The sequence below is a fragment of the Nocardioides aquiterrae genome (assembly GCF_039526625.1).
Lineage (GTDB): Bacteria > Actinomycetota > Actinomycetes > Propionibacteriales > Nocardioidaceae > Nocardioides > Nocardioides aquiterrae.
Genome location: NZ_BAAAJE010000016.1, coordinates 75,792 through 98,816 on the forward strand (window position 1 = coordinate 75,792; position 23,025 = coordinate 98,816).

A 23,025-nucleotide genomic window follows, 5' to 3' on the forward strand; every position below is an offset into this window, starting at 1 on the left:
TCGGGGTACCGCTCAAGCGGGTACGACTGCTTTGATCGATCCAAGTGCGAGGGGACTGAACAGGTGGAGGACAAGGTGGAGGTCTGGCCGGGGCGTGCGTACCCGCTGGGAGCGACGTTCGACGGGAGTGGCACCAACTTCGCGCTGTTCAGCGAGGTCGCAGAGAAGGTCGAGCTGTGCCTGTTCGACGCCGACGGCGCGGAGACGCGGGTGGAGCTCACCGAGGTCGACGCCTACGTCTGGCACTGCTACCTGCCCTCGGTGCAGCCGGGGCAGCGCTACGGCTACCGGGTGCACGGGCCCTGGGACCCGGAGAACGGGCTGCGCTGCAACCCGAACAAGCTGCTGCTCGACCCGTACGCGAAGGCGACCGCCGGCGAGATCGACTGGGACCAGGCGCTGTTCTCGTACAACTTCGGTGACGAGGACTCGCGCAACGACGACGACTCCGCGCCGCACATGACCCACGGCGTGGTGATCAACCCCTTCTTCGACTGGGAGGGCGACCGCCGCCTCGACTACCCCTACAACAAGACGTTCATCTACGAGGCGCACGTCAAGGGGCTCACGGAGCTGCACCCCGACGTGCCCGAGGAGCAGCGCGGCACGTACGCCGGCATCGCGCACCCGGCGATCATCGAGCACCTCACCAAGCTCGGCGTCACCGCGATCGAGCTGATGCCCGTGCACCAGTTCGTCCAGGACAGCACGCTGCTGGACCAGGGGCTGCGCAACTACTGGGGCTACAACACCCTCGGCTTCTTCGCCCCGCACGCCGACTACTCCGCGGCCGCCCGCGGCGAGGACGCCGTGGGCCAGCAGGTCCAGGAGTTCAAGGCGATGGTGAAGGCGCTCCACGAGGCCGGCATCGAGGTCATCCTGGACGTGGTCTACAACCACACCGCGGAGGGCAACCACCTCGGGCCCACGCTGAGCTTCAAGGGCATCGACAACGCCGCGTACTACCGGCTGGTCGAGGACGACCAGCGCTACTACATGGACTACACGGGCACCGGCAACAGCCTCAACGTCCGGCACCCCCACTCGCTGCAGCTGCTCATGGACTCGCTGCGCTACTGGGTGACCGAGATGCACGTCGACGGCTTCCGCTTCGACCTGGCCTCCACGCTGGCGCGCGAGTTCTACGACGTCGACCGGCTGTCGACGTTCTTCGAGCTCGTGCAGCAGGACCCGGTGGTCAGCCAGGTGAAGCTGATCGCCGAGCCCTGGGACATCGGCCCGGGCGGCTACCAGGTCGGCGGGTTCCCCCCGCAGTGGACGGAGTGGAACGGCAAGTACCGCGACACGGTCCGCGACTTCTGGCGCGGCGAGCCGTCCCTCGGCGAGTTCGCGTCCCGCCTCGCGGGGTCGTCCGACCTGTACGAGCACTCGGGCCGCCGCCCGTTCGCGAGCATCAACTTCGTCACCGCGCACGACGGCTTCACCCTCCGCGACCTGGTGTCGTACGACGAGAAGCACAACGAGGCGAACGGCGAGGACAACAACGACGGCGAGAGCCACAACCGGTCGTGGAACCACGGCGCCGAGGGCCCGACCGACGACCCGGAGATCCTGGCCGCCCGGGCGCGGGCGCAGCGCAACTTCATCGCCACCCTGCTGCTCAGCCAGGGCGTGCCGATGCTGCTGCACGGCGACGAGCTCGGCCGCACCCAGCAGGGCAACAACAACACCTACGCCCAGGACAACGAGCTGTCCTGGGTGCACTGGGACGAGGCGGACCGGCCGCTGATCGAGTTCACGGCGGCCGTGTCGCGGCTGCGGCGCGAGCACCCGACGTTCCGGCGCAAGCGGTTCTTCACCGGCGGCGAGGTGCGGGTCCCGTCCGGCGGCGAGGGCGACCGGCTCAACGACATCGTCTGGCTGCACCTCGACGGCCGGCCGATGGAGGACGGCGACTGGACCGACGGGGCGCAGGCGCTCGGCATGTACCTCAACGGCCACGGGATCGCCGGCCGCGACGACCGCGGCCAGCCGATCGTGGACGACCACTTCCTGCTGTACTTCAACGCCGACGGCGAGGCGTCGGTGACGCTGCCGCCGGACGAGTACGCCGACGCGTGGGACGTCGTCATCGACACCGGCGGCTCCGCCGACGACGACGGCACCTACAAGGCGGGCGCGTCGTTCACGCTCCCCCACCGCAGCATGATGGTCCTCCGCGAGCACCACGAGCCCGAGGTGGAGCCCGACCTGTCGGTCGCGGCGTCGGTCGCCCAGGCCCAGGGTCGGTGAGCGCCCGCATGCGGACGCCGGTCTCGACGTACCGACTGCAGATCACCCCCGAGTTCGACCTGTTCGAGGCCGCCCGGCGGCTGCCGTACCTCCACGACCTCGGCGTCGACTGGGTCTACCTGTCGCCGATCCTGGCGTCGGAGCCCGGCAGCCAGCACGGGTACGACGTGGTCGCGTTCGACCACGTCGACCCGGAGCGGGGCGGCGCCGAGGGCCTGGCCGCGCTGTCGGCCGAGGCGCGCCGCCTCGGCATGGGCGTGCTGGTCGACATCGTGCCCAACCACGTCGGCGTGGCGACGCCGTCCGAGGACCCGTGGTGGTGGGACGTGCTCAAGCTCGGCCGGGAGTCCGAGCACGCGACGGCGTTCGACGTCGACTGGGCGGCCGGCGACGGGAAGATCCTGATCCCGGTCGTGGGCGACGGCGACGAGGCCGCCATCCGCGTCGAGGGTGGCGAGATCCGCTACCACGACCAGCGCTTCCCGATGGCGCCCGGCACCACCACGCACGAGGAGCAGCACTACCGCCTCGTGAACTGGCACGAGGCCGACGACAACCTCAACTACCGGCGGTTCTTCGCGGTCAACACGCTCGCCGCCGTGCGCGTCGAGGACCCCGAGGTGTTCGCCGAGACGCACGTGGAGGTCCGGCGCTGGTTCGACGAGGGGCTCGTGGACGGGCTCCGCGTGGACCACCCGGACGGGCTGCGCGACCCGAAGCGCTACCTCGACGACCTCGCCGCGCTCACCGGCGGCGCCTACGTGCTGGTGGAGAAGATCCTCGAGCCCGGCGAGAGCCTGCCCACCGACTGGGCGACGCAGGGCACCACCGGCTACGACGTGCTCGGACTGGTCGACCGGGTCCTCACCGACCCCGCCGGGCAGGAGCCGCTCGACGCGCTCGAGGCGAAGCTGCGCGGCGGCGAGATCCACTGGCCGTCGTTCGTCTACGCGCGCAAGCTCGAGGTCGCGAACGGCATCCTGCACTCCGAGGTCCGCCGGATCGTGCGCGAGGTCCGCCACCTCGACGACTCGGTGCCGGAGGCCGCGCTCGACGAGGCGGTCGCCAACCTGCTCGCCGCCTTCCCCGTCTACCGCTCCTACCTGCCCGAGGGCCGCGTGCACCTCGACCAGGCGTTCGAGACCGCGCGGACCCACACCCAGCACGTCGACCCGCGCGCGTTCGACGTCCTCGAGCGGCTGCTGTCGGACCCGTGGACCCAGCCGGCCCGCCGGTTCCAGCAGACCAGCGGCATGGTGATGGCCAAGGGCGTCGAGGACTGCGCGTTCTACCGCTGGTCGCGGCTCACCTCGCTCAACGAGGTCGGCGGCGACCCGTCGGTGTTCTCCGTCGACGTCGACGACTTCCACCACGCGATGACGCTGCGGCAGCGGGACTGGCCGCACGCGATGACCACGCTCTCCACGCACGACACCAAGCGCGGCGAGGACGTGCGGGCGCGGATCACCACCCTCGCCGAGATCCCGGCCGAGTGGGAGGCCGCCCTCGGCCGGCTGCTCGAGCTGGCCCCGGTGCCGGACCCGGGCTTCGGCTCGCTGCTCTGGCAGGCGGTGCTCGGCGCCTGGACGCCCGAGCACCTCCCCGACCTGCCACAGCGCCTGCACGGCTACGCCGAGAAGGCGATGCGCGAGGCCGGGGACCGCACGACGTGGACCGAGCCGGACGAGGAGTACGAGGCCGCCGTGCACGCCGCGGTCGACGCGCTCTTCGCGTCCGAGGACGTCCGGCAGGTGCTGACCGACCTGACCGCTCGGATCGACGAGCCCGGCCGCTCCAACTCGCTGGCCGCCAAGCTCGTCGCGATCACGGCACCGGGCGTGCCCGACGTCTACCAGGGCAGCGAGCTGTGGGAGACGTCGCTCGTCGACCCCGACAACCGGCGGCCGGTCGACTTCGACCACCGCGCGGCGGTGCTCGCCGGCGAGGAGGGCGACGACGCGGTTGACAAGCTGCACGTGACCACCACCGCGCTGCGGCTGCGGCGGGACCGGCCGGAGCTGTTCACGGCCTACGCGCCGGTGGTCGCCTCCGGCCCGGCCGCCGGCCACGTGCTGGCCTTCGACCGGGGCGGGGCGATCACGGTCGTCACGCGGCTGCCGATCGGGCTCGCCGCCGCGGGCGGCTGGGGCGACACGGCGCTCGAGCTCCCCCCCGGCCGCTGGCACGACGTGCTGACCGGCGCGACCACCGACGGCCGGCTGGCCGACCTGCTCGCCACCCACCCCGTGGCGCTGCTCGTGAGGGAGGACGCATGACGACCCGCGGACCCTTCGACGTCTGGGCACCCGCCGCCGGGCGCGTCCGGCTGTCGGTGGGCGATGCCACCGTGGAGATGCAGCAGGGCGCCGACGGCTGGTGGGCGCCGGCGGACTCTCCTGAATTCCTGGGAGTCCCCCACGGCTCGGAGGGAGGGGTCGACTACGGCTACCTGATCGACGATGCGGACACGCCCCGACCCGACCCGCGGTCGCGGCGTCAGCCGGCGGGCGTCCACCAGCGCTCGCGAACCCACGACCCCGCGGCGTACGCCTGGAACGACGCGTCGTGGACCGGGCGGCAGCTCGCCGGGTCGGTGATCTACGAGCTGCACATCGGCACCTTCACCCCGGAGGGCACCTTCGACGCGGCCGTCGAGAAGCTCGACCACCTGCGCGAGATCGGCGTCGACCTGGTCGAGGTGATGCCGGTGAACGCGTTCAACGGCACCCACAACTGGGGGTACGACGGCGTCGGCTGGTTCGCGGTCCACGAGGGCTACGGCGGGCCGGAGGGCTACCAGCGGTTCGTCGACGCCTGCCACGCCGCCGGCCTCGGCGTGATCCAGGACGTCGTCTACAACCACCTCGGGCCGTCGGGGAGCTACCTGCCGGAGTTCGGCCCCTACCTCAAGCAGGGCGCCAACACCTGGGGCGACTTCCTCAACCTCGACGGACCGGGTTCGGACGAGGTGCGGCGCTACATCCTCGACAACGTGCGGATGTGGCTCGACGACTACCACGTCGACGGGCTGCGGCTCGACGCCGTGCACGCGCTCAACGACGCCGGTCACCAGCACCTGCTGGAGGAGATGGCGATCGAGGTCGCGGCCCTGTCGGCGCACCAGCGCCGCCCGCTCACGCTGATCGCCGAGTCTGACCTCAACGACACCCGCCTGGTGCGGCCCCGGGAGGCCGGCGGCTACGGGCTGAACGCCCAGTGGAGCGACGACTTCCACCACGCGGTGCACGTCGCGCTCACCGGCGAGACCGAGGGCTACTACGCGGACTTCGCGCCGCTGTCCGCGCTGGCGAAGGTGTGCGAGCGCGGGTTCTTCCACGACGGCACCTGGTCGTCGTTCCGCGGCCGCGACCACGGCTTCCCGGTGGACCTCCGCGCGATGCCGACCTGGCGGCTGGTCGTCTGCAACCAGAACCACGACCAGATCGGCAACCGGGCCCGGGGCGACCGCATCACCGAGGCGCTCGACGACGACCAGCTCGCGTGCGCCGCACTGCTGACGCTGTGCGGGCCGTTCACCCCGATGCTGTTCATGGGCGAGGAGTGGGCGGCGTCCACGCCGTTCCAGTTCTTCACCTCCCACCCCGAGCCGGAGCTGGGCACGGCCACCGCCGAGGGCCGGATCGCGGAGTTCGAGCGGATGGGCTGGGACCCGGCCGTGGTGCCGGACCCGCAGGACCCGGAGACCTTCGAGCGCTCGAAGCTCGACTGGTCCGAGCCGACGACCGGCCGGCACGCGGTGCTGCTGGACGTCTACCGCGAGCTGGCCCGGCTGCGCCGGGAGCACCCCGACCTGACCGACCCGTCGTTCTCGTCGGTGTCGTGCACCGCCGACGAGGAGGCGCGGGTCTTCACCATGCGCCGCGGGCGCCTGCTGGTCGCCGTGAACTTCGGGGACGAGCCCGCCGAGGTGCCCGTCGACGGCGCCGGGCTGCTCTTCGCCACCCCCTCCGGCGCGACCCTCGACTCCGGGCGGCTGACGCTGCCGCCGCACGCGGGGGCGCTGGTCGGGTGAGCGCGCTCGGCCTCGGCGGCATGCCGGTGCTGGCCGCGCCGATGGCCGGCGGGCCCTCCACGCCCGCGCTGGTGGTCGCCGCGGCCGCGGTCGGCTCGTACGGGTTCCTGCCCGGCGGCTACCGGTCGGCGGCCCAGTTCGCCGACGACCTCGCCGCCGTCCGGGCGAGCACCGAGGACGTCGGGGTGAACCTGTTCGTGCCCGACGACGGTGACGTCGACCGGGCCGCGGTGCTCGCCTACCGCGACCGGCTCGCCCCCGAGCTCGAGCGCGCCGGCCTCGCCGTACCGGAGCCGCGCTGGGCCGACGACGACGACTGGCAGGCCAAGCTCGACCTGCTGGTCGAGCGGCCGGTGCCGTGGGTGAGCTTCACGTTCGGGCTGCCCGGTCCGGAGACGGCGGCCCGGCTCCGCCGTGCCGGGTCCCGGCTGCTGGCGACGGTCACCGACCCGGGCGAGGCGCGGGCCGCGGCGGCACTCGGCGTCGACGGCCTGGTGGTCCAGTCAGCGGCGGCCGGCGGCCACCGCGGCACGTTCGACCAGCACCGCACGCCCGACGACACCCCGCTGGTCGACCTCGTGGCCGGGGCACGGGCGGCGACCGGGCTCCCCGTCGTCGCCGCGGGCGGCGTGGCGGGGGCCGGCCAGGTCGCGTCACTTCTGCACGCCGGAGCCGACGCGGTGCAGGTCGGCACCGCGCTCCTGCTCGCCGACGAGGCGGGCACCCGGCCGGTGCACCGGGCGGCCCTGGCCGACGTCGCGCAGTTCCCCGAGACCGTGACCATGCGGGCGTTCACGGGGCGCGTCGCCCGCGGCCTGCGCAACCGGTTCAGCGCGACGTACGACGCCGCGGCGCCGGCCGGCTACCCGACCGTGCACCACCTGACCGCACCGCCGCGGGCGTGGGCGGCCGCGAACGGCGAGCCGCACCTGCTCCACCTCTGGGCCGGCACCGGGCACCGGAGCGTCCGCTCCGGCCCCGCCGGCGCCGTGCTCGCCTCGCTGGTGCCCTGAGTCAGGCGCCGAGGTTGTCCAGGTCGACGACCTCGTCGGCGGCCGGGGCCGTCACGTCGAACTCCTCGTCGAAGTCCGAGAAGGTCACGCTGCCGGTGTCCGCGCCCTCGGTCTTCTCGATCTTGACGAGGTAGTGCGGGTCGTCGACGAGCACGTAGCCGGTCGACGTGCCGTCCTGGGGGTCCTCGTTGTCGACCTTCACGACGTCCTCGCCGTCGACGGTGTCGGTGCCCTTCTTGGTGTAGGTGGACTTGTCGCTGTTGTCGTCCTTGAGCAGCTGGTCGAGCAGGTCGTTCACGTCGCAGAACTTCTTGATCGAGTCGTCGCCCTCGGGGACGACCACCCACTTGTCGCCGACGATCGAGATGACCTGGTCCGCGCTGTCGCCCGCGAAGGATCGCCAGAACGCCTCGTCCGGCTTCATCCAGGTGTCACCGCCGACGCCGAGCAGCTCGGCCGTGCCGTCACCGATGCCGAGCGAGCCGGTGCAGTCGCCGTCGGAGTTGGCCTGCAGGTCGATCGAGATCGCCTGCCCACTGCTGGTGATCTCGCCCGCGACCTTCACCGCCTTCAGGTCGGCCATGTCGTCCTTGGACGCCTTGACGATGGTGTCCGCGGACTCGTCCGCGAAGTCGCTGCCCCCGCACGCGGCCAGAGCCGCGAACGCGCTGATGCCGGCCAGTGCCAGTCCGATGCGTGCCATGCCGCGCAACCTATCGCAGCAGCTCGTCCACCCACGCGGGGACCAGCGCCGACGCCGGGCCGTGCCGGGCGTCGTCGAACAGGTGCGTGCCCTCGCTGGGCTGCAGGTTGAGCTCCAGCGTGCGGGCACCGCGGCGGGCGGCGTACTGCACGAAGCCGGCGGCCGGGTAGACCGCACCCGACGTGCCGATGGAGACGAACAGGTCGGTCCGCTCCAGGGTGTCCTGGATCCGCTCCATCTCGTAGGGGATCTCGCCGAACCACACCACGTCGGGCCGCAGCTCGCTCGCCCCGCACCTCGGGCACGGCGGCAGGTGGACGAGCGGGTCGGTCCACGGGGTCCGGTCGCCACAGGCCCGGCAGAGCGCGGACCGCAGCTCGCCGTGCATGTGCAGCACCCGGCTCGAGCCGCCGCGCTCGTGCAGGTCGTCGATGTTCTGGGTGACGACGAGCAGGTCGTCGCCGAGCGCGTCCTCGAGCCGGGCCAGCGCCCGGTGCGCCTCGTTCGGCTCGACGCCGCCCAGCGCGGCCCGCCGCTCGTCGTAGAACCGGTGCACCACCGACGGCTGCAGGTCGAACGCCTCCGGCGTCGCCACGTCCTCCACGCGGTGGCCCTCCCAGAGCCCGTTGGCGTCGCGGAAGGTCGGCACCCCGCTCTCCGCGGAGATGCCGGCTCCGGTCAGCACCGTGACCTTCACGCGGGCCTCCGGTAGCTCGCGACCACGTATCCGCCGCCCTCGGCGAACGGCTCGCCCGTCCACGTGCTCCACCGGTCGACCCCGGCGAGGCCGGCGGCGGCCATCGCGGCGTCGACCTCGGCCAGGGGGGTGACCGGACAGTCGCCGGGCAGGTGGTCGCCGTCGAGGCCGAACCCGGCGACGACCGTGCCCCCGGGCGCGGTGTGCGCGGCGAGCCGGTCGCAGGCGGCTCCCAGCGTGCCCTCGTCCAGCAACGGCAGGGTGTTGCCGGCGACGACCACGAGATCGAAGGCCTCGGCCAGGTCGAGCGCGGCCAGGTCGCCGATCCGCCAGTCCAGGTGCGGCGCGGCGGCGCGCGCCTCGGCCACCATGGACGCGTCCACGTCGACGCCCACCACGTCGTACCCCAGCTCGTGCAGGCGTACGGCGACGCGGCCGGTGCCGCACCCGGCGTCGAGGACGCGCGCGGGCGGCGCGACCAGCGCGGCGACGAACGTCGCCTCCCCGTGGACGTCGGCGCCGGTCTCGGCCAGCCGGCGGAACCGCTCGGCGTACGCCGCGGCGTACGCCTCGCCGGCCGTCTGCACCGCGATGCGCTGCCAGCGGGCACTCACGAGGGCAGCCTCCGTCGCGAGGCCTGGGCCTTGAACTCCTCCAGGAACACCTGGTGGATCTGCTTGCCGTCCAGCGCTCCCCCGACCCCGCGCAGCTCGCCGCGCGCCATCCGCTCGCAGACCCGCAGCCAGGCCTGTCCCATCGCGTAGGTGAAGGTGCCGGCGACGGTCGCGTTGATGGTCCCGGCGACCGCGGTGCCGGCACCCGGCACGAACTTGATCAGGTTGCCGACCAGCGACCGGCCCGCGGTGGTCGCCGCCGCGGTGGCGGCGATCGACGCGGCGGTGGAGCGCTCGATCGAGATGCCGTAGGTGACCGCGATGGAGGCCATCATCCCGATCTGGATCGGAACCAGGATCGCCGCGTCGGAGAAGGGGATCGGGGAGGCGCCGGCGGTGGTGGCGGCTCCGGTCGCCATCTTGATCGCAGCCTCCGCGCGCTCGCGCTTGCGGCCGAAGTCAATGCGCTGAGCCGCCGTGATCGCGTGGGCAACGCCCGTAGGCGCACTGCGAAAGGTGGCATCGAGGAGTTCCTGCAGTCCGTACGCCGCCTGGCCGGTGAAGTCGTCGGCCAGCGCCATCGTGTAGTGGATCAGCCCGTCCGCGATCGGCAGCCGCAGGTCGGCGATCTTCGCCGCGAGCGCCTCGGCGTCGGGGTGCACGCGACCGCCTCCCCCGGGACCCACGCTGCGCGGGACCTGGGTGAGCACCATGATCACCGGCACGCCGAGCTCCGCCAGCGCGCGGACGAACTCCGCCTCGGTCTCCTCGAACCGGCGGTCGCCGGCGCGCACGCAGTACCAGGCGACGTGCAGCTGCTCGGCCAACGGCTTGCGGCGCATCCCGTGGAGGTAGTCGCGGAGCTCGGCGATGAGGACGTCGTTGTCCTTGCCGACCTCGAGGCCGCGGGTGTCCAGGACGCCGAGGGTCCCGGACTGGTGCAGGTAGAGGTGCTCCTGCCGGGTCACCGGCTCGCCGATGCCGGTCTGCGCGATCTCGGTGCCGAAGATCGCGTTCACCAGCGTGCTCTTCCCGACCCCCGTCTTGCCGAAGATGGCCAGGTTGAACCGGCCGATCTCGTCGGCCTTGTCCTTCCAGGCCTTCGAGAAGGCCCGGCCGAACCAGTCGTCAGCGGGTGTCGCCATGACACCAATCTCTCAGACACCGGGTGAACCCGGCAGCCGGACAGGAGGCTGCTGGGCAAGACGGGCGAACGCGAGCGGCGTCCGGTGCGTGCGGTGGCAAGGCTCCCGAGGGAAGGCGTGGCAGCGTCACTTCGACCGAGGTGAACGCCGCCAACGCTCCACCGGACGTCGCGTAGCCGCGCGGATTGCCCAGCAGGCTCCTGCTAGCGGGAGGCGCCGGCGGAGAGGTTCGAGAGCTGCCGGACGATGTCCTCGACCCGCTCCTTCGCGTCGCCGAACAGCATGTGGGTGTTGTCGCGGAAGAAGAGCGGGTTCTGCACGCCCGCGTAGCCGACGGCCATCGAGCGCTTGAACACGATCACGTCGCGGGCCTCCCAGACGTGCAGCACCGGCATCCCCGCGATCGGGCTGCCCGGCTCGTCGCGTGCGGCCGGGTTGACGGTGTCGTTGGCGCCGATGACCAGGACGACGTCGGTCTGGGGGAAGTCGTCGTTGATCTCGTCCATCTCGAGCACGATGTCGTAGGGCACCTTGGCCTCGGCGAGCAGCACGTTCATGTGGCCCGGCAACCGGCCCGCCACCGGGTGGATGCCGAACCGGACCTCGACGCCCCGGGCCCGGAGCCGGCTGGTCAGCTCCGCCACCGGGTACTGCGCCTGCGCGACGGCCATGCCGTAGCCGGGCGTGATGATCACGCTGGAGGCATCGGCCAGCAGCTCGGCGACCTCGTCCGCCGAGATCTCGTGGTGCTCGCCGTAGTCGGTGTCCCCGGACGGGCCGGCCTCGATCCCGAACCCGCCGGCGATCACCGAGATGAACGAGCGGTTCATCGCCTCGCACATGATGTAGGAGAGGTAGGCACCGGAGGAGCCGACGAGCGCGCCGGTGACGATCAGCAGGTTGTTGTCGAGGAGGAACCCGGACGCGGCCGCGGCCCAGCCCGAGTAGCTGTTCAGCATCGACACGACGACCGGCATGTCGCCGCCGCCGATCGAGGCGACCAGGTGCCAGCCGAGCGCGAGCGCGACCACGGTCACGGCGATCAGCACGCCGAGGTTCGGGTCGACGACGAACCAGACCGTGAGGATTCCGAACAGCACCAGCGCGCCGAGGTTGATGGCGTTCTTGCCGGGGAGCATCAGCGGCGCGGACTTGATCCGGGCGGAGAGCTTGAGGTTCGCGACGATCGAGCCGGTGAAGGTGACCGCGCCGATGAACACGCCGATCACGACCTCGGCGTCGTGGATCCGCGCGAGCGAGCCGGTCAGGCCCTCGTCGTACAGGTAGCCGTTCCAGCCGACCAGGACGGCGGCGAGGCCCACGAACGAGTGCAGCAGCGCGATCAGCTCGGGCATCCCGGTCATCGCGACCACCCGAGCCCGCCACAGGCCGATGACCGCGCCGATGAGGACCGCGACGACCAGGAGCACGAGCGGCAGCGTCTCGTCGGTCGAGTCGATGAGGAGCCCGACGGTGGCGGCGAGGGCGAACGCCATGCCGGCGATGCCGTACGTCACGCCGTTGCGGGCGCTCTCGTGCCGGGACAGCCCGGCGAGGCTGAGAATGAACAGCAGCGAGGCGACCAGGTAGGCGCCGACGGCGATGCTGACCGCACTCATCACTGGTCCGCCTTCCGGAACATGCCGAGCATCCGGCGGGTCACGGCGAAGCCGCCGAACACGTTGATGCTGGCCAGGAGCACCGCGACGAACGCCAGGGCGCGCACGGCGGTGTCGTCGACGCCGAGCTGGAGCATGGCGCCGACGACGATGATCCCGGAGATCGCGTTGGTGACGCTCATCAGCGGGGTGTGCAACGCGTGGTGGACCTTCCCGATCACGTAGTAGCCGATCACGATCGCCAGCGTCAGCACGAAGAAGTGCTCGGGCAGCGGGGCCGGCGCGGTCGAGGCCACCAGGAACAGCAGCACGGAGACCGCGACGAAGACCGGCCACATCGGCCGCTTCCTCTTCGGCGGCGCGGGCTCCGGCGGCGGGCCGGCCGCGGGCTTCGGCGCGGCGGAGACCTGCACCGGGGGCGGCGGCCAGAGGACCTCGCCGTCGCGCACGACCGTCAGCCCGCGCTGCACCGGGTCCTCGAGGTCGAGGGTGAGGGCGCCGTCCTTCTCGGGCGTCATCAGCGTGAGCAGGTTGACCACGTTGGTGCCGTAGAGCTGGGAGGTCTGGGCCGGGAGGCGGCCGGCGAGGTCGGTGTAGCCGAGGATGTGCACCCCGCGGTCCGTGACGACCTCCTCGTCGGCCACGGTCAGCGCCACGTTGCCGCCGTTGGCCGCCGCCATGTCGACGATGACGCTGCCGGGTTGCATGCCGGCCACGGTCTCCTCGGTGATCAGCCGCGGCGCCGGGCGTCCCGGGATCAGCGCGGTGGTGATCACGATGTCGGCCGCGCGCGCCTCCTCGTCGTACATCGCCGCCGTCGCCTGCTCCTGCTCGGCCGTCATCTCCTTGGCGTAGCCGTCGGAGCTGACCTCGGTCTGCATGTCGACGGTGACGAACTCCGCCCCCATCGACTCGACCTGCTCGGCCACCTCGGGGCGGACGTCGAACGCGCGGACGACCGCGCCCATGGACCCGGCCGCGCCGATCGCCGCGAGCCCGGCCACGCCGGCGCCGACGACGAACACCCGCGCCGGCGGGATCTTGCCGGCCGCCGTGACCTGGCCCGTGAACTGCCGGCCGAAGGCGTGCGCCGCCTCGACGACGGCCCGGTAGCCGGCCACGTTGGCCATCGAGGAGAGCACGTCCATGGACTGGGCCCGGGAGATGCGCGGCACGGCGTCCATCGCCAGCGCGGTCACCCCCGCCGCCGCCAGCCGCTCCACCAGCTCGGGCGAGCGCGCCGGGGCCATCAGCGACACGACCGTGGCGCCGCGCCGGAGGCGCGCGAGCTCGTCGGCGGTGGGCGCGTTGACCTTGACGACGATGTCGCTGGACCAGACCTCGTCGGCGCTCCCCACGGCGACGCCCGCGTCGACGTACGCCTCGTCGGGCTGGCTCGCCGCGGCCCCCGCGCCGGACTCGACGACGACCTCGTAGCCGAGCTTGGCCAGCCGGGCCGCCGACTGGGCGGTTGCGGCCACCAGCGTCTCGCCCACGCGCGACTCCTGCGGAACACCGATACGCACTGGACCTCCTGGGACGACGACCGGGGACACCTCACCAGTCCGGCTCGGCACCTGTCAGTGACCGGAGTCACGTCCGGCGCGTCCGTCCACCTCGTGGACCGGTCGGGCGCGACGCACGCTACCGCGACCGGGGTCCCGGGAAGAAGGGTCCAAGGACCGTCGTCGGGGGCCGTCGGCGGTGGTGGAGTGGTCGCGATGGACACGTTGCTGCTCACCGGCTTCCCGGGCTTCCTGGGCTCGGCCCTGCTGCCGAAGCTGCTGGACCGGCGACCCGACGCCGCCGCCCTCTGCCTGGTCCAGCCGCAGCACCTGGCGACCGCCTGCGACCGCGCCGCGGAGCTCCAGGACGAGCACCCGCACCTGCGCGACCGGATCCAGCTGGTCCCGGGCGACATCACCGCGGCCGGGCTCGGCCTCGAGGAGCGGGCCCGGGCCCGCCTCGACGACGTCACCGAGGTGTGGCACCTCGCGGCCGTCTACGACCTCGCCGTACCGGCCGAGGTAGCCCACCGGGTCAACGTCGGCGGGACCGCCCGCGTCCTCGACCTCTGCGCCGGGCTGCCGCGCCTGAGCCGGATGCAGTACGTGAGCACCTGCTACGTGAGCGGGAGGTACGACGGCGAGTTCGGCGAGGACGACCTCGACCGGGGGCAGCCGTTCCGCAACCACTACGAGTCCACCAAGCACGCGGCCGAGCGGCTGGTGCGCGACGCGATGGCGGGCGGGCTCGCGGCGACGATCTACCGCCCGGGCATCGTGGTCGGCGACTCCCGGACCGGCGACACCCAGAAGTTCGACGGTCCCTACTTCATCGCCGGGTTCCTCCGCCGCCAGCCGGGGCCGGTCGCCCTGGTGCCGCGGGTGGGCGACCCGGACGCCGTCCGGGTGTGCCTGGTGCCGCGCGACTTCGTGGTCGACGCGATGGACCTGCTCTCGGTCCGGCCCGAGTCGGTCGGGAGGACCTACGCGCTGACGGACCCCCGTCCCCCGACGGCCCGCGAGGTCGTGGACGCCTTCGCCGCCCGGCTCGGCAAGCGGGTCGTCTGGGTGCCCCTCCCTCTCGGGCCGACGCACGCGCTGATCGACCGGGTGCCCGGCCTGGAGCGGCTGTTCGGCCTCCCGGCCGAGGCCGTGGACTACTTCGCGTCGCCGACGACGTACTCCACCCGGAACACGACCGCCGAGCTGGCGGGCACCGGCGTGCGCTGCCCGCCGTTCGACGAGTACGCCGGCCGGCTGGTCGACTTCATGCGCGACCACCGCGAGATCGGCTCGAAGGCGATGGTCTGAGATGGACCCGGGGTCGAGCCCGACGGTCGTCGAGTTCCTGGGGCACCCGTTCCGCCTGGCTCCGGACGCGGCGCCTGGCAGCGACGGCCGCGCCCTCGGCGACGTGCTGCAGGAGTGGGCCGTCCGGCACCTGCAGGCCGAGCTGCCCGGTCACCTGGCGAACGCGCGCACGGTGGTGCTCGGCGGGCGCAACCACGCGCGGACGGCGCGGGTGCTGCGGGAGTTCACCGACAACATCGAGTTCGCGGACCCGCTGCTGCGGTTCGACCTGCCCGCCCGGGTCGCCGGCAACCCGCTGCTCGGGCTGGCCGTCGGCGCCGCGGCGCAGCCGCTGCACCTCCTCCCGGACCCGGTGCGGTCCAGGATCCCGACCCCGGGCACGATCGTCAGCCACGCCCTGGCCCGCCGGGCGGCGCGGGACGCCGACGTCGTGGTGGCGACGTACGACGAGCTGGTCGGCTTCGGCCTCGAGGACCTGGCCGGCAAGACGCTGATCACCTCCGCCGTCTCCGACGAGCAGCTGGCCGAGCTGGGCGACCGCGGCGTGGACCTGGTGCTCGACTGCGTCCCGCAGCCGTTCGACGTCACGGTGACCGCGGCGGTGCTCGAGGCGATGATGCGCTCGGTGGCCGGCGGCGGCCGCCTCACCGACGACGACATGCTCGACATGATCGTGGACGCCGGGCTCGAGCCGCGGCTGCTCTACCCGAACGGCTGGCGCCGCAAGAGCCGGTTCGCGTTCGTCATCCACCCGCTGTCGCAGACGTTCTTCTCCGAGGTCGAGCCGCTGGGGACCATCACCCGTCTGGCGCCCGGCGTCGTCAACGACCTCATCGAGAAGGCGGTCGCCTACGCGCCGCCGTTCACCTACAGCCACGTCACCGGCATCACGTCGCCGACCGGCGCCGAGGCGGAGGGCTGGCTGATCACCGTCGGCGGCACCCCCAAGGAGCTGATGGCGCACAGCCCGGAGTTCACCTACGCCCGCCTCCTCCAGGCGGCCGACATCGCCCGCAGGCTCGGCGCCCAGGTGATGGGCCTCGGCGCCTTCACCAAGGTGGTCGGCGACGCCGGGGTCACGGTCGCGAAGAAGGCGCCGCTGCCGGTCACGACCGGGAACAGCTACAGCGCCTCCGGGGCGCTCTGGGCCGCGCACGAGGCGGTGCTCCGCCTCGGGATCGCCGAGGTCGACGACCGGGGCGTCCTGCACGGCAAGGCGATGGTCGTCGGGGCCACCGGCTCGATCGGCTCGGTCTGCGCCCGGCTCCTCGCGCTCGCCAGCGACGAGCTCTGGCTGGTCTCCCCCGAGACCGCGAAGCTGCTGACCCTCAAGCACGAGATCGAGGGCGCGAGCCCGCGGGCCACCGTGCACGTCGCCGCCACCCCGGACGACCACCTCGGGGACATGGACGTGATCGTCACCGCCACCTCGGGCGCGGGCAAGCGGGTGCTCGACATCATGGCGGTCAAGCCGGGCTGCGTGATCACCGACGTCGCGCGGCCGCTGGACCTGTCCGCCGAGGACGTCGCCAAGCGTCCCGACGTGCTCGTCGTCGAGTCCGGCGAGATCGAGCTGCCCGGCGACGTGCGGATGAAGGACATCGGCCTCCCACCGGGCGTCGCCTACGCCTGCATGGCCGAGACCGTCGTGCTCGCCCTCGAGGGCCGCTACGAGACGTTCACCGTCGGCCGCAACATCGAGTGGGAGAAGGTCAAGGAGATCTACCGCCTCGGCCTCAAGCACGGCATGAAGCTCGCGGCGATCTCCGGCGTGAACGGCGTCTTCACCCCCGAGCAGATCGCCGCCATCCGGGCGCGGGCGCTCGAGGCGCGCGCCGTCGTCGCGACCGGGTGAGCGCCGGGCCGGCCCGCCCGGTCGACGGTCACACGACGGTCAAGGGCAGCGACCGGCCGACCAGGCTGCGCCGCGCCACCGGCAGCCGGGCGGCGATCCGGCCCACCTCGACGACCGAGGCGGCGTCGGGCGACGCGACCATGGCCGGCACGCCGAGGTCTCCGGACGACCGGAGGGGGAGGTCGAGCGGGATCTGCCCCAGCAGGGCCGTCTCGATGTCCGCGGCGAGCCGCTCGCCACCGCCGGCGCCGAACAGGGGAGTGTGCGCGTCGCACGACGAGCAGACGTGGGTGGACATGTTCTCGATCACCCCGGCCACCGGCATCCCCGCGTCGCGGGCCATCCTGGCCACGCGCGCGGCCACGTGCTGGGCCGCGGGCTGGGGCGTGGTGACGACCAGCAGCTGGGCGTCCGGCACCAGCTCGAGCAGGGTCAGGGCGACGTCACCGGTGCCGGGCGGCAGGTCGATCAGCAGGACGTCGAGCTCGCCCCAGTGGACGTCGCCGAGGAACTGCTCGATCGCCTTGTGCAACATCGGACCGCGCCAGACGACCGGCTCGTCGTGCTCGAGGAGGAACCCGACCGACATCAGCACCACGCCGTGGGCCGGCAGCGGCAGCATGAGTCCCTTCAGTGCCACCGGCGGGCGGCGGACGCCGAACAGCTGCGGGATCGACCAGCCCCACACGTCGGCATCGAGGACGCCGACCCGCTTGCCCTGCCGGGCGAGCGCCACCGCCAGGTTGGCCGTGACCGTCGACTTGCCGACGCCACCCTTCCCGCTCCCCACGGCATAGACGAGCGTGCTCGACTCGCGCCCGAACGGGTGCCGCGACCCGCGACCCCCACGGAGCCGCGCGGCGAGGCTCATCCGCTCGGTCTCGCTCATCGCCTCCACGTGCACCTCGACGTCGCTCACCCCCGCCACCGCGGTCGCGGCCGACCGGACGTCGCGGATGAGCTCGGCACGCAAGGGACAGGTGGCCGTGGTGAGCCGGAGCACGACGCGGACCGTGCCGCCGCGAGGGAGCCGCACCTCACCGAGCATGCCGGCGTCGGCGAGGGCGAGGTCCAGCTCGGGGTCGCGGACCGCGCCGACGGCGCGGCGCACCGCCTCGAGGTCGACGGCGCCCGCGGCCCGGGCCCGGGCGAGCACCCTCACTGCCCCTCACCGGGCCGGGACGCGCTCGCCATCCGGTAGGCGGAGCGCTTGGGGGTGACGTGGCGCATCATGAACTCCGGTCGGCGCTGACCGTCGGGGCCCGGGCCGGGCCGGGTCATCGACAGCCAGCGGCGGTAGACCGCGCGCGACTTGTTCACGTCGACCTCGACGTCGCCGTACCGGTCACCCTCGTGGGCCTTCTCGATCCGCACCTTCTGGTGCCAGCAGTGCATTCCCGACACGGGATCCGGCTGCACCGGGAAGGTGAGGTTCTGATGCACCCCGGGGTCGTCCCAGTAGATCCGCTCCGAGTCCGGGTCCTCGCTCGGGAACGGCTTGATCCCGTCGACGTAGCGCAGTCTCCAGATGCCGTCGTCGGACCTGTCCAGGTCCACCTTTCCCATCACCCACCGGCTGCCCGGGTGACCCTCCTGCATCCAGCGGCCCATGTGGTGGGAGAGCCCGACGACCCCCGGCCGGATCGCCTCGGTCGCCCAGGCCCGGGCCACGAAGTGGCCGATCTCCGTCGTCACCCGCACGAGGTCGCCGGTGGCGACGCCCAGCGCGTCGGCGTCCCCGTGGTTGAACCACAGCGGGTGGGTGTTGGAGATCTCGTTGAGGTACTTGGCGTTCCCGGACCTGGTGTGGATCAGGGTGGGGAGCCGGAAGTTGGGCATGAGCACGAACTCGTCGTTGGCGCGGTCGATCCTCCTGGCCGAGACGTGCGACTCGACGTATCCCGGGGTCGCGTGCTCCGGCCAGCCCCAGTCGGCCAAGGTCGTGGAGTACAACTCCAGCTTGCGCGAGGGCGACAGCCAGCCGGCGGTCTTCGAACCGTCCGCGTGGACGATCCCCACCGCCCCGGCCTCCCCTACCAGGGGCGGTGCGGAGTCGAGCGTCACCGGCTTGCGCAGCACCCCGTTCTCGTCCGCGACCGCGCCCTCGAGCTCGGCCTCGGTGAGCGGCCTCTCGTCGAGCCGGTACACGTCCTTGGCGATCTCGAACACGCCGTACTTGCGCATGTAGGCCAGCGGGGTCAGTCCCTGCTGCTCCGCGGCCTCGGGCAGGCCGGGGACGCTGTGGGCGAAGAGCGTCTCGTAGTACTCGTCCTGGGTCATCATCTCGCCGGGGCGGTCCTTGGACTCGAAGTATCTCCGGATGCCGAGCGAGCCGTCGGGGTCGATCTGCCAGGACAGGGCGAACCAGAACTCGTTCTCCTCCCAGACCTCGCCGGGGTTGGTGTCGCGGCTGTCCCGGTAGGCGATGCCGCGTTGCTCCATCGCCACCCGGGTGACCGGCTGCCGGAACGCGAGCCACTTCGAGGCATGCGTCTCGAACGACATGGTGTCGTGGCGCTCGGAGGCGTGCCCCATGGGCAGCACGTAGTCGGCGAAGGTCGCCGACTCGCTCCAGGTCGGCGTCAGCGCGACGTGCAGCCCGATCTTGGCGGCATCCTTGAGCACGTCGATCCACGTGAAGCCGTCCGGGTTGACCCACAGCGGGTTGTAGACGCGGCTGAAGTAGACCTCGAGCTTCCCGCGGCCGTCCTTGAGCAGGTGGGGCAGCAGGATCGACATCTCGTTGGTGGTCAGCGGGTACTCGATCGGCCAGAGCATCTCGCTCCAGCTGTCGTTCGGCTCGGGCATGTCCGGGAAGTGCGCGATGAACTTCTCCCACCCGTTGGGATGCGTGCCCCCGACCGTCCCGACGCTGCCGGTCAGGACGTTGAGGAAGAACAGGCTCCGGGCGATCTGCCAGCCGCCGAGGTTGCCCGCCGCGGCCGACCGCCACGTGTGGGTGGCCAGGCTGGTTCCGGCCTGGACGACCAGGCGCGCCAGCTCCTCGATCTGGGCGACCGGCACGTGCGCCTCCTGCGCCGCGAACTCGAAGGTGTAGTGCGCGTAGTCCTCGGTCAGTCGCTCGAGGAACACCTCGAAGTCGGGCTCGGCGTCCGGGTGCAGCCGCCGGAGGTACACCTCCCAGTTCACCCACCGCTTCAGGAAGTCCCTGTCGATGGCACGGGTGCGCAGCAGGTACGACGCCACCGCGAGGAAGATCGCTCCCTCGCTCCCGGGCCACGGCGAGATCCACAGGTCGGCGTGCGACGCCGTGTTCGACAGCCGCAGGTCGAGCACGACGACCTTGGCGCCGTTCTGCTTGGCCTCCATGATCCGCTGGGCGTGCGGGTTGAAGTAGTGACCGGTCTCCAGGTGGGAGGACAGCAGCAGGATCGTCTTCGCGTGGGCGTAGTCCGGCGACGGGCGGTCGTAGCCCATCCAGTGGGTGTAGCCGCTGCGGCCGCCCGACGAGCAGACGTTGGTGTGGCTGTTGTGGCCGTCGATCCCCCACGCCTGCAGCACCCGCTCGGCGAAGCCGTCCTCGCCGGGCCTGCCGACGTGGTACATCACCTCGTCCCGCCGGTTGTCGACGATGGCGGCCCGGATCCGGGTCGCGATGTCGGCGAGCGCGTCCTCCCAGCTCACCCGCTCGAACCGGCCCGAACCTCGCTCCCCCACCCGCTTGAGGGGGTGCAGGATCCGCTCCGGGTCGTGCACCTGGTTGATCGTGGCCGGTCCCTTCGCGCAGTTGCGTCCGCGCGAGCCCGGGTGAGCCGGGTTGCCCTCGAACTTCTTGATCGAGAGGTCCTCGTGGTCGACGTAGGCCAGCAGCCCGCACGACGACTCGCAGTTGAAGCAGATCGTGGGGATCAGCGAGTAGGTGTGCGGGACCTTGCGGGGGTGAGCCTTCGCGTCGTACTCGACGTGGTGGTCCCAGTCCTCGACCGGGGGGAAGTTGCGCAGCCCTTCGTGGCGGCGCTCGCCGGGCAGGTTCACGGGTTCTCCGTTCGTGGTCATGACAGCGGCGGGTCCTGGCCCGCGCGGACGAAGACGCTCTCGTAGGCGATCAGTGCGGGCTGGACGACGAGGCCGGCGACGGCCAGCAGGCCGACCGGCAGCCCGGCCCACGTCAGGGCACCGAGTGCGGCAGCCAGGGCTGCGGGCAGGACCGCGGCGAGCCAGAACAGCCGGGCGTAGCGCCCGCCGGTGACGATGTGCGCGGCGACGGCCGCCTGCCGACTGGCGTGCCGGCCGCCGTACTCGACGGCGAGCACGAGCAGGTGCCCCGCCGTCGAGAGGACGAACGCGACCGCCAGCATCTCCCAGGCCGCGTCGGAGAGGTCCGCGACGAGGCCGGCGATCGCCAGGGCGCCGCTGCCGACCATCACGGCCTGGACCAGCAGGTGCCAGAACAGGAGGGGCGACTGCCAGAGATCCCGGCCCTCGGCCTGGCCGAAGAGGAACGCGGTGTACGCCGCCATCAGCGCGCTGACCGGGAGCCCGAGCCAGGCCAGGGCCGTCATCGCCGCACCGAGGTCCAGGGCCGCCGCAAGCATCCACAGGATCGCGCCGCCGGAGAAGACGGTGAGGACGTAGGCGCCGAGCACCAGCCACGACGTCCAGTTCGACTTCAGGAAGATGTAGAGGAACCGCTCGGGACGCTTGAGGTCCCAGACCAGCAGCGCGCCCGTCGTCGCCGCGCCGAACAGGCCCAACGCCGGGGCGACGTAGTCGCCGACGGGACCCAGCCCGATGCCCATCAGGTGCGCCAGCAGGGCGACGGCGAGCGCACCGGCCCCGATGCCCTTCGTCCACAGGTAGGTCACCACCTTCCACTCCCAGGGGCGGGGATGGGCGGTGTTCAGCGTGGTACGCGCCCCGGTGGTCGGGTCGCGGTCGACGTCACCGGCGATCGCCAGCCGCTGGGCGTCCGGCTTGGCCCAGAGGTAGGTGTCGTCGACCGGTGCCGCCAGCGGGTCGAGGACGGCGCGGTCGGCACCGAGGTAGAAGACGTTGGGTCCCGTGTTCTGCTCCGGGGTGCGCACGGCGGTCTCGTTGGTCGCGACCAGCTTGGCGATCCCGCTCTCCGGGTCCTCGAGATCGCCCACCCAGATGGAGTGCGTGGGGCAGACCACGACACAGGCCGGCTCGAGCCCCTCGTCGACGCGGTGTGCGCACATGTTGCACTTCGCGGCCGTGTGCGTGTCGGCGTCGATGTAGATCGCGTCGTACGGGCACGCCTGCATGCAGCTCTTGCACCCGATGCAGCGCTCGCTGTCGAAGTCGACGATCCCGTCGTCGCGCTTGAAGAGCGCCTGGGTGGGACAGATCTTCACGCAGGGGGCGTCGGTGCAGTGGTTGCACCGCATCACGCCGAACGACCGGGTGGTGTCGGGGAACGACCCCGAGTCGACGTACTTGACCCAGGTGCGGAACTGCCCGAGCGGCACCTCGTGCTCGGTCTTGCACGCGACCGTGCAGGCATGGCAGCCGATGCAGGTCCGCTGGTCGATCGCGAAGCCGTACTGCACGCTCACTTCTTCCGGATGACGTAGCGGTAGAACCCGTCTCCGCTGCTGGTCTCCAGCAGCTCGTTCCCGGTGTCCTTGGCCCACGCGGGGATGTCGCTCCGCGAGCCCCCGTCGGTGGCTTCGACGAGCATGATCTGCCCGGGCTCGATCTTCTTGATGCCCTGCGAGGTCATCAGCACCGGCATCGGGCACTTCTTGCCCTTGGCGTCGACCGTGAGGTCGATCTCGTACTCCATGGGAGCTCCTAGATGAAGAGGTTGACCTGTGACTTGCTCATCTCGGAGAGCGCGGTGGCAGCACCGACGGGCTCGCCCACCCCCTCGACGAGTTGCTCCCGGCGAAGGCCCAGGAGCTCCATGGTCATCTCGCAGGGCCAGAGGTTGACGTCGAGCTCCCGGCACATCTCGATGAGCTCGGCCGGGCTGGAGACCTTCTGCTCGGTGGCCAGCTTCTTCATCATCCAGGGACCGGCGCCGGCCATGTTGAGCTTCGAGAGCTTCATGTGCCCCATGCCGGGCCGGTTCATCGCCGCGAGTGCCTTGGTCATGGTGTTGGTGCCGGTGATCCTGACGTCGTCGCGCACCAGGGGGAACAGCCCCCAGAACGTGAAGAAGATCGTCGTCTGCATCCCGTACGCGGCCCCGGTCGATCCGAGGATCAGCGTCGGCCACATCTTGTCGAGGTCGCCGCTCCAGGCGACGATCGTCATCCGCTGCGGCACCTCGGGATCCTCGTGATCTGACATC

General features: G+C 71.9%; 17 protein-coding genes. 6 read left to right on the forward strand and 11 right to left on the reverse strand.

Annotated features, from left to right (window positions below):
• Positions 1 to 75: 75 nt before the first annotated feature.
• The 4 genes from glgX to ABD086_RS16050 are packed head-to-tail and all read left to right on the forward strand — an operon-like array spanning position 76 to position 7,299.
• Positions 76 to 2,253, forward strand: coding sequence for a glycogen debranching protein GlgX (gene glgX, locus ABD086_RS16035; protein ID WP_343908677.1), 2,178 nt, complete (start codon positions 76 to 78; stop codon positions 2,251 to 2,253).
• A complete protein-coding gene (gene treY, locus ABD086_RS16040; protein WP_343908580.1) occupies positions 2,250 to 4,529 on the forward strand; it encodes a malto-oligosyltrehalose synthase in 2,280 nt (759 codons plus the stop codon). Before glgX ends, treY begins: the two co-directional genes overlap by 4 nt.
• Entirely contained in the window at positions 4,526 to 6,286 is a 1,761-nt protein-coding gene (gene treZ / locus ABD086_RS16045; protein WP_343908581.1) for a malto-oligosyltrehalose trehalohydrolase, read from the forward strand. Before treY ends, treZ begins: the two co-directional genes overlap by 4 nt.
• Positions 6,283 to 7,299: a nitronate monooxygenase gene (locus ABD086_RS16050; protein WP_343908582.1), complete on the forward strand. Its 1,017-nt coding sequence runs from the start codon at positions 6,283 to 6,285 to the stop codon at positions 7,297 to 7,299. The genes treZ and ABD086_RS16050 overlap by 4 nt, the downstream gene beginning before the upstream one ends.
• 1 nt (position 7,300) lies before the next feature.
• Here ABD086_RS16050 and ABD086_RS16055 read toward each other — a convergent pair whose 3' ends face one another.
• The 6 genes from ABD086_RS16055 to ABD086_RS16080 all read right to left on the reverse strand — a co-directional run bounded on the left by ABD086_RS16055 (position 7,301) and on the right by ABD086_RS16080 (position 13,603).
• Positions 7,301 to 8,002, reverse strand: coding sequence for a hypothetical protein (locus ABD086_RS16055; protein WP_343908583.1), 702 nt, complete (start codon positions 8,000 to 8,002; stop codon positions 7,301 to 7,303).
• Positions 8,003 to 8,012: 10 nt separating this feature from the next.
• On the reverse strand, positions 8,013 to 8,699 hold the full coding sequence (locus tag ABD086_RS16060) for an NAD-dependent deacylase (protein ID WP_343908584.1): 687 nt from the start codon (positions 8,697 to 8,699) through the stop codon (positions 8,013 to 8,015).
• Positions 8,696 to 9,313 (reverse strand): class I SAM-dependent methyltransferase, encoded by a 618-nt coding sequence (locus tag ABD086_RS16065; RefSeq protein ID WP_343908585.1) that lies wholly within the window; start codon positions 9,311 to 9,313, stop codon positions 8,696 to 8,698. The genes ABD086_RS16060 and ABD086_RS16065 overlap by 4 nt, the downstream gene beginning before the upstream one ends.
• The gene (locus ABD086_RS16070) at positions 9,310 to 10,458 is read right to left on the reverse strand and encodes a GTPase family protein (RefSeq protein ID WP_343908586.1); all 1,149 of its coding nucleotides are present in this window, start codon (positions 10,456 to 10,458) and stop codon (positions 9,310 to 9,312) included. The genes ABD086_RS16065 and ABD086_RS16070 overlap by 4 nt, the downstream gene beginning before the upstream one ends.
• Positions 10,459 to 10,661: 203 nt before the next feature.
• Positions 10,662 to 12,077, reverse strand: coding sequence for a Re/Si-specific NAD(P)(+) transhydrogenase subunit beta (gene pntB, locus ABD086_RS16075; protein WP_343908587.1), 1,416 nt, complete (start codon positions 12,075 to 12,077; stop codon positions 10,662 to 10,664).
• Entirely contained in the window at positions 12,077 to 13,603 is a 1,527-nt protein-coding gene (locus ABD086_RS16080; RefSeq protein WP_343908588.1) for a Re/Si-specific NAD(P)(+) transhydrogenase subunit alpha, read from the reverse strand. Before ABD086_RS16080 ends, pntB begins: the two co-directional genes overlap by 1 nt.
• Before the next feature lie 195 nt (positions 13,604 to 13,798).
• Here ABD086_RS16080 and ABD086_RS16085 point away from each other — a divergent pair, with 195 nt between their 5' ends.
• Positions 13,799 to 14,893 (forward strand): SDR family oxidoreductase, encoded by a 1,095-nt coding sequence (locus ABD086_RS16085; protein ID WP_343908589.1) that lies wholly within the window; start codon positions 13,799 to 13,801, stop codon positions 14,891 to 14,893.
• 1 nt (position 14,894) lies between these two features.
• On the forward strand, positions 14,895 to 16,748 hold the full coding sequence (locus ABD086_RS16090) for a dehydrogenase (RefSeq protein ID WP_343908590.1): 1,854 nt from the start codon (positions 14,895 to 14,897) through the stop codon (positions 16,746 to 16,748).
• 28 nt (positions 16,749 to 16,776) lie between these two features.
• On the opposite strand, the gene ABD086_RS16095 is transcribed toward ABD086_RS16090, so the two are convergent.
• Genes ABD086_RS16095 through ABD086_RS16115 form a run of 5 tightly spaced genes read right to left on the reverse strand, consistent with a single transcriptional unit; the run spans position 16,777 to position 23,024 of the window.
• Complete coding sequence (locus ABD086_RS16095; RefSeq protein WP_343908591.1) at positions 16,777 to 17,910, reverse strand: Mrp/NBP35 family ATP-binding protein; 1,134 nt, start codon at positions 17,908 to 17,910, stop codon at positions 16,777 to 16,779.
• On the reverse strand, positions 17,907 to 20,765 hold the full coding sequence (locus ABD086_RS16100; RefSeq protein ID WP_343908592.1) for a molybdopterin-dependent oxidoreductase: 2,859 nt from the start codon (positions 20,763 to 20,765) through the stop codon (positions 17,907 to 17,909). Before ABD086_RS16100 ends, ABD086_RS16095 begins: the two co-directional genes overlap by 4 nt.
• Positions 20,762 to 22,279 carry a 4Fe-4S dicluster domain-containing protein gene (locus ABD086_RS16105; protein WP_343908593.1) on the reverse strand — a complete coding sequence of 506 codons (1,518 nt, stop codon included), beginning with the start codon at positions 22,277 to 22,279 and terminating at the stop codon, positions 20,762 to 20,764. The genes ABD086_RS16100 and ABD086_RS16105 overlap by 4 nt, the downstream gene beginning before the upstream one ends.
• Positions 22,280 to 22,281: 2 nt before the next feature.
• Positions 22,282 to 22,515 carry a sulfurtransferase TusA family protein gene (locus tag ABD086_RS16110; RefSeq protein WP_343908594.1) on the reverse strand — a complete coding sequence of 78 codons (234 nt, stop codon included), beginning with the start codon at positions 22,513 to 22,515 and terminating at the stop codon, positions 22,282 to 22,284.
• A gap of 8 nt (positions 22,516 to 22,523) precedes the next feature.
• Positions 22,524 to 23,024 carry a DsrE/DsrF/DrsH-like family protein gene (locus ABD086_RS16115; RefSeq protein ID WP_343908595.1) on the reverse strand — a complete coding sequence of 167 codons (501 nt, stop codon included), beginning with the start codon at positions 23,022 to 23,024 and terminating at the stop codon, positions 22,524 to 22,526.
• Position 23,025: the final 1 nt, after the last annotated feature.

What these genes read in the sequence shown, in the direction of transcription:
- treZ (WP_343908581.1), top strand. Translation starts at nt 4,526, where the DNA reads ATGACGACCCGCGGACCCTTCGACGTCTGGGCACCCGCCGCCGGGCGC.
- ABD086_RS16055 (WP_343908583.1), bottom strand. Translation starts at nt 8,002, where the DNA reads ATGGCACGCATCGGACTGGCACTGGCCGGCATCAGCGCGTTCGCGGCT.
- ABD086_RS16070 (WP_343908586.1), bottom strand. Translation starts at nt 10,458, where the DNA reads ATGGCGACACCCGCTGACGACTGGTTCGGCCGGGCCTTCTCGAAGGCC.
- pntB (WP_343908587.1), bottom strand. Translation starts at nt 12,077, where the DNA reads ATGAGTGCGGTCAGCATCGCCGTCGGCGCCTACCTGGTCGCCTCGCTG.
- ABD086_RS16085 (WP_343908589.1), top strand. Translation starts at nt 13,799, where the DNA reads ATGGACACGTTGCTGCTCACCGGCTTCCCGGGCTTCCTGGGCTCGGCC.
- ABD086_RS16090 (WP_343908590.1), top strand. Translation starts at nt 14,895, where the DNA reads ATGGACCCGGGGTCGAGCCCGACGGTCGTCGAGTTCCTGGGGCACCCG.
- ABD086_RS16100 (WP_343908592.1), bottom strand. Translation starts at nt 20,765, where the DNA reads ATGACCACGAACGGAGAACCCGTGAACCTGCCCGGCGAGCGCCGCCAC.
- ABD086_RS16110 (WP_343908594.1), bottom strand. Translation starts at nt 22,515, where the DNA reads ATGGAGTACGAGATCGACCTCACGGTCGACGCCAAGGGCAAGAAGTGC.
- ABD086_RS16115 (WP_343908595.1), bottom strand. Translation starts at nt 23,024, where the DNA reads ATGTCAGATCACGAGGATCCCGAGGTGCCGCAGCGGATGACGATCGTC.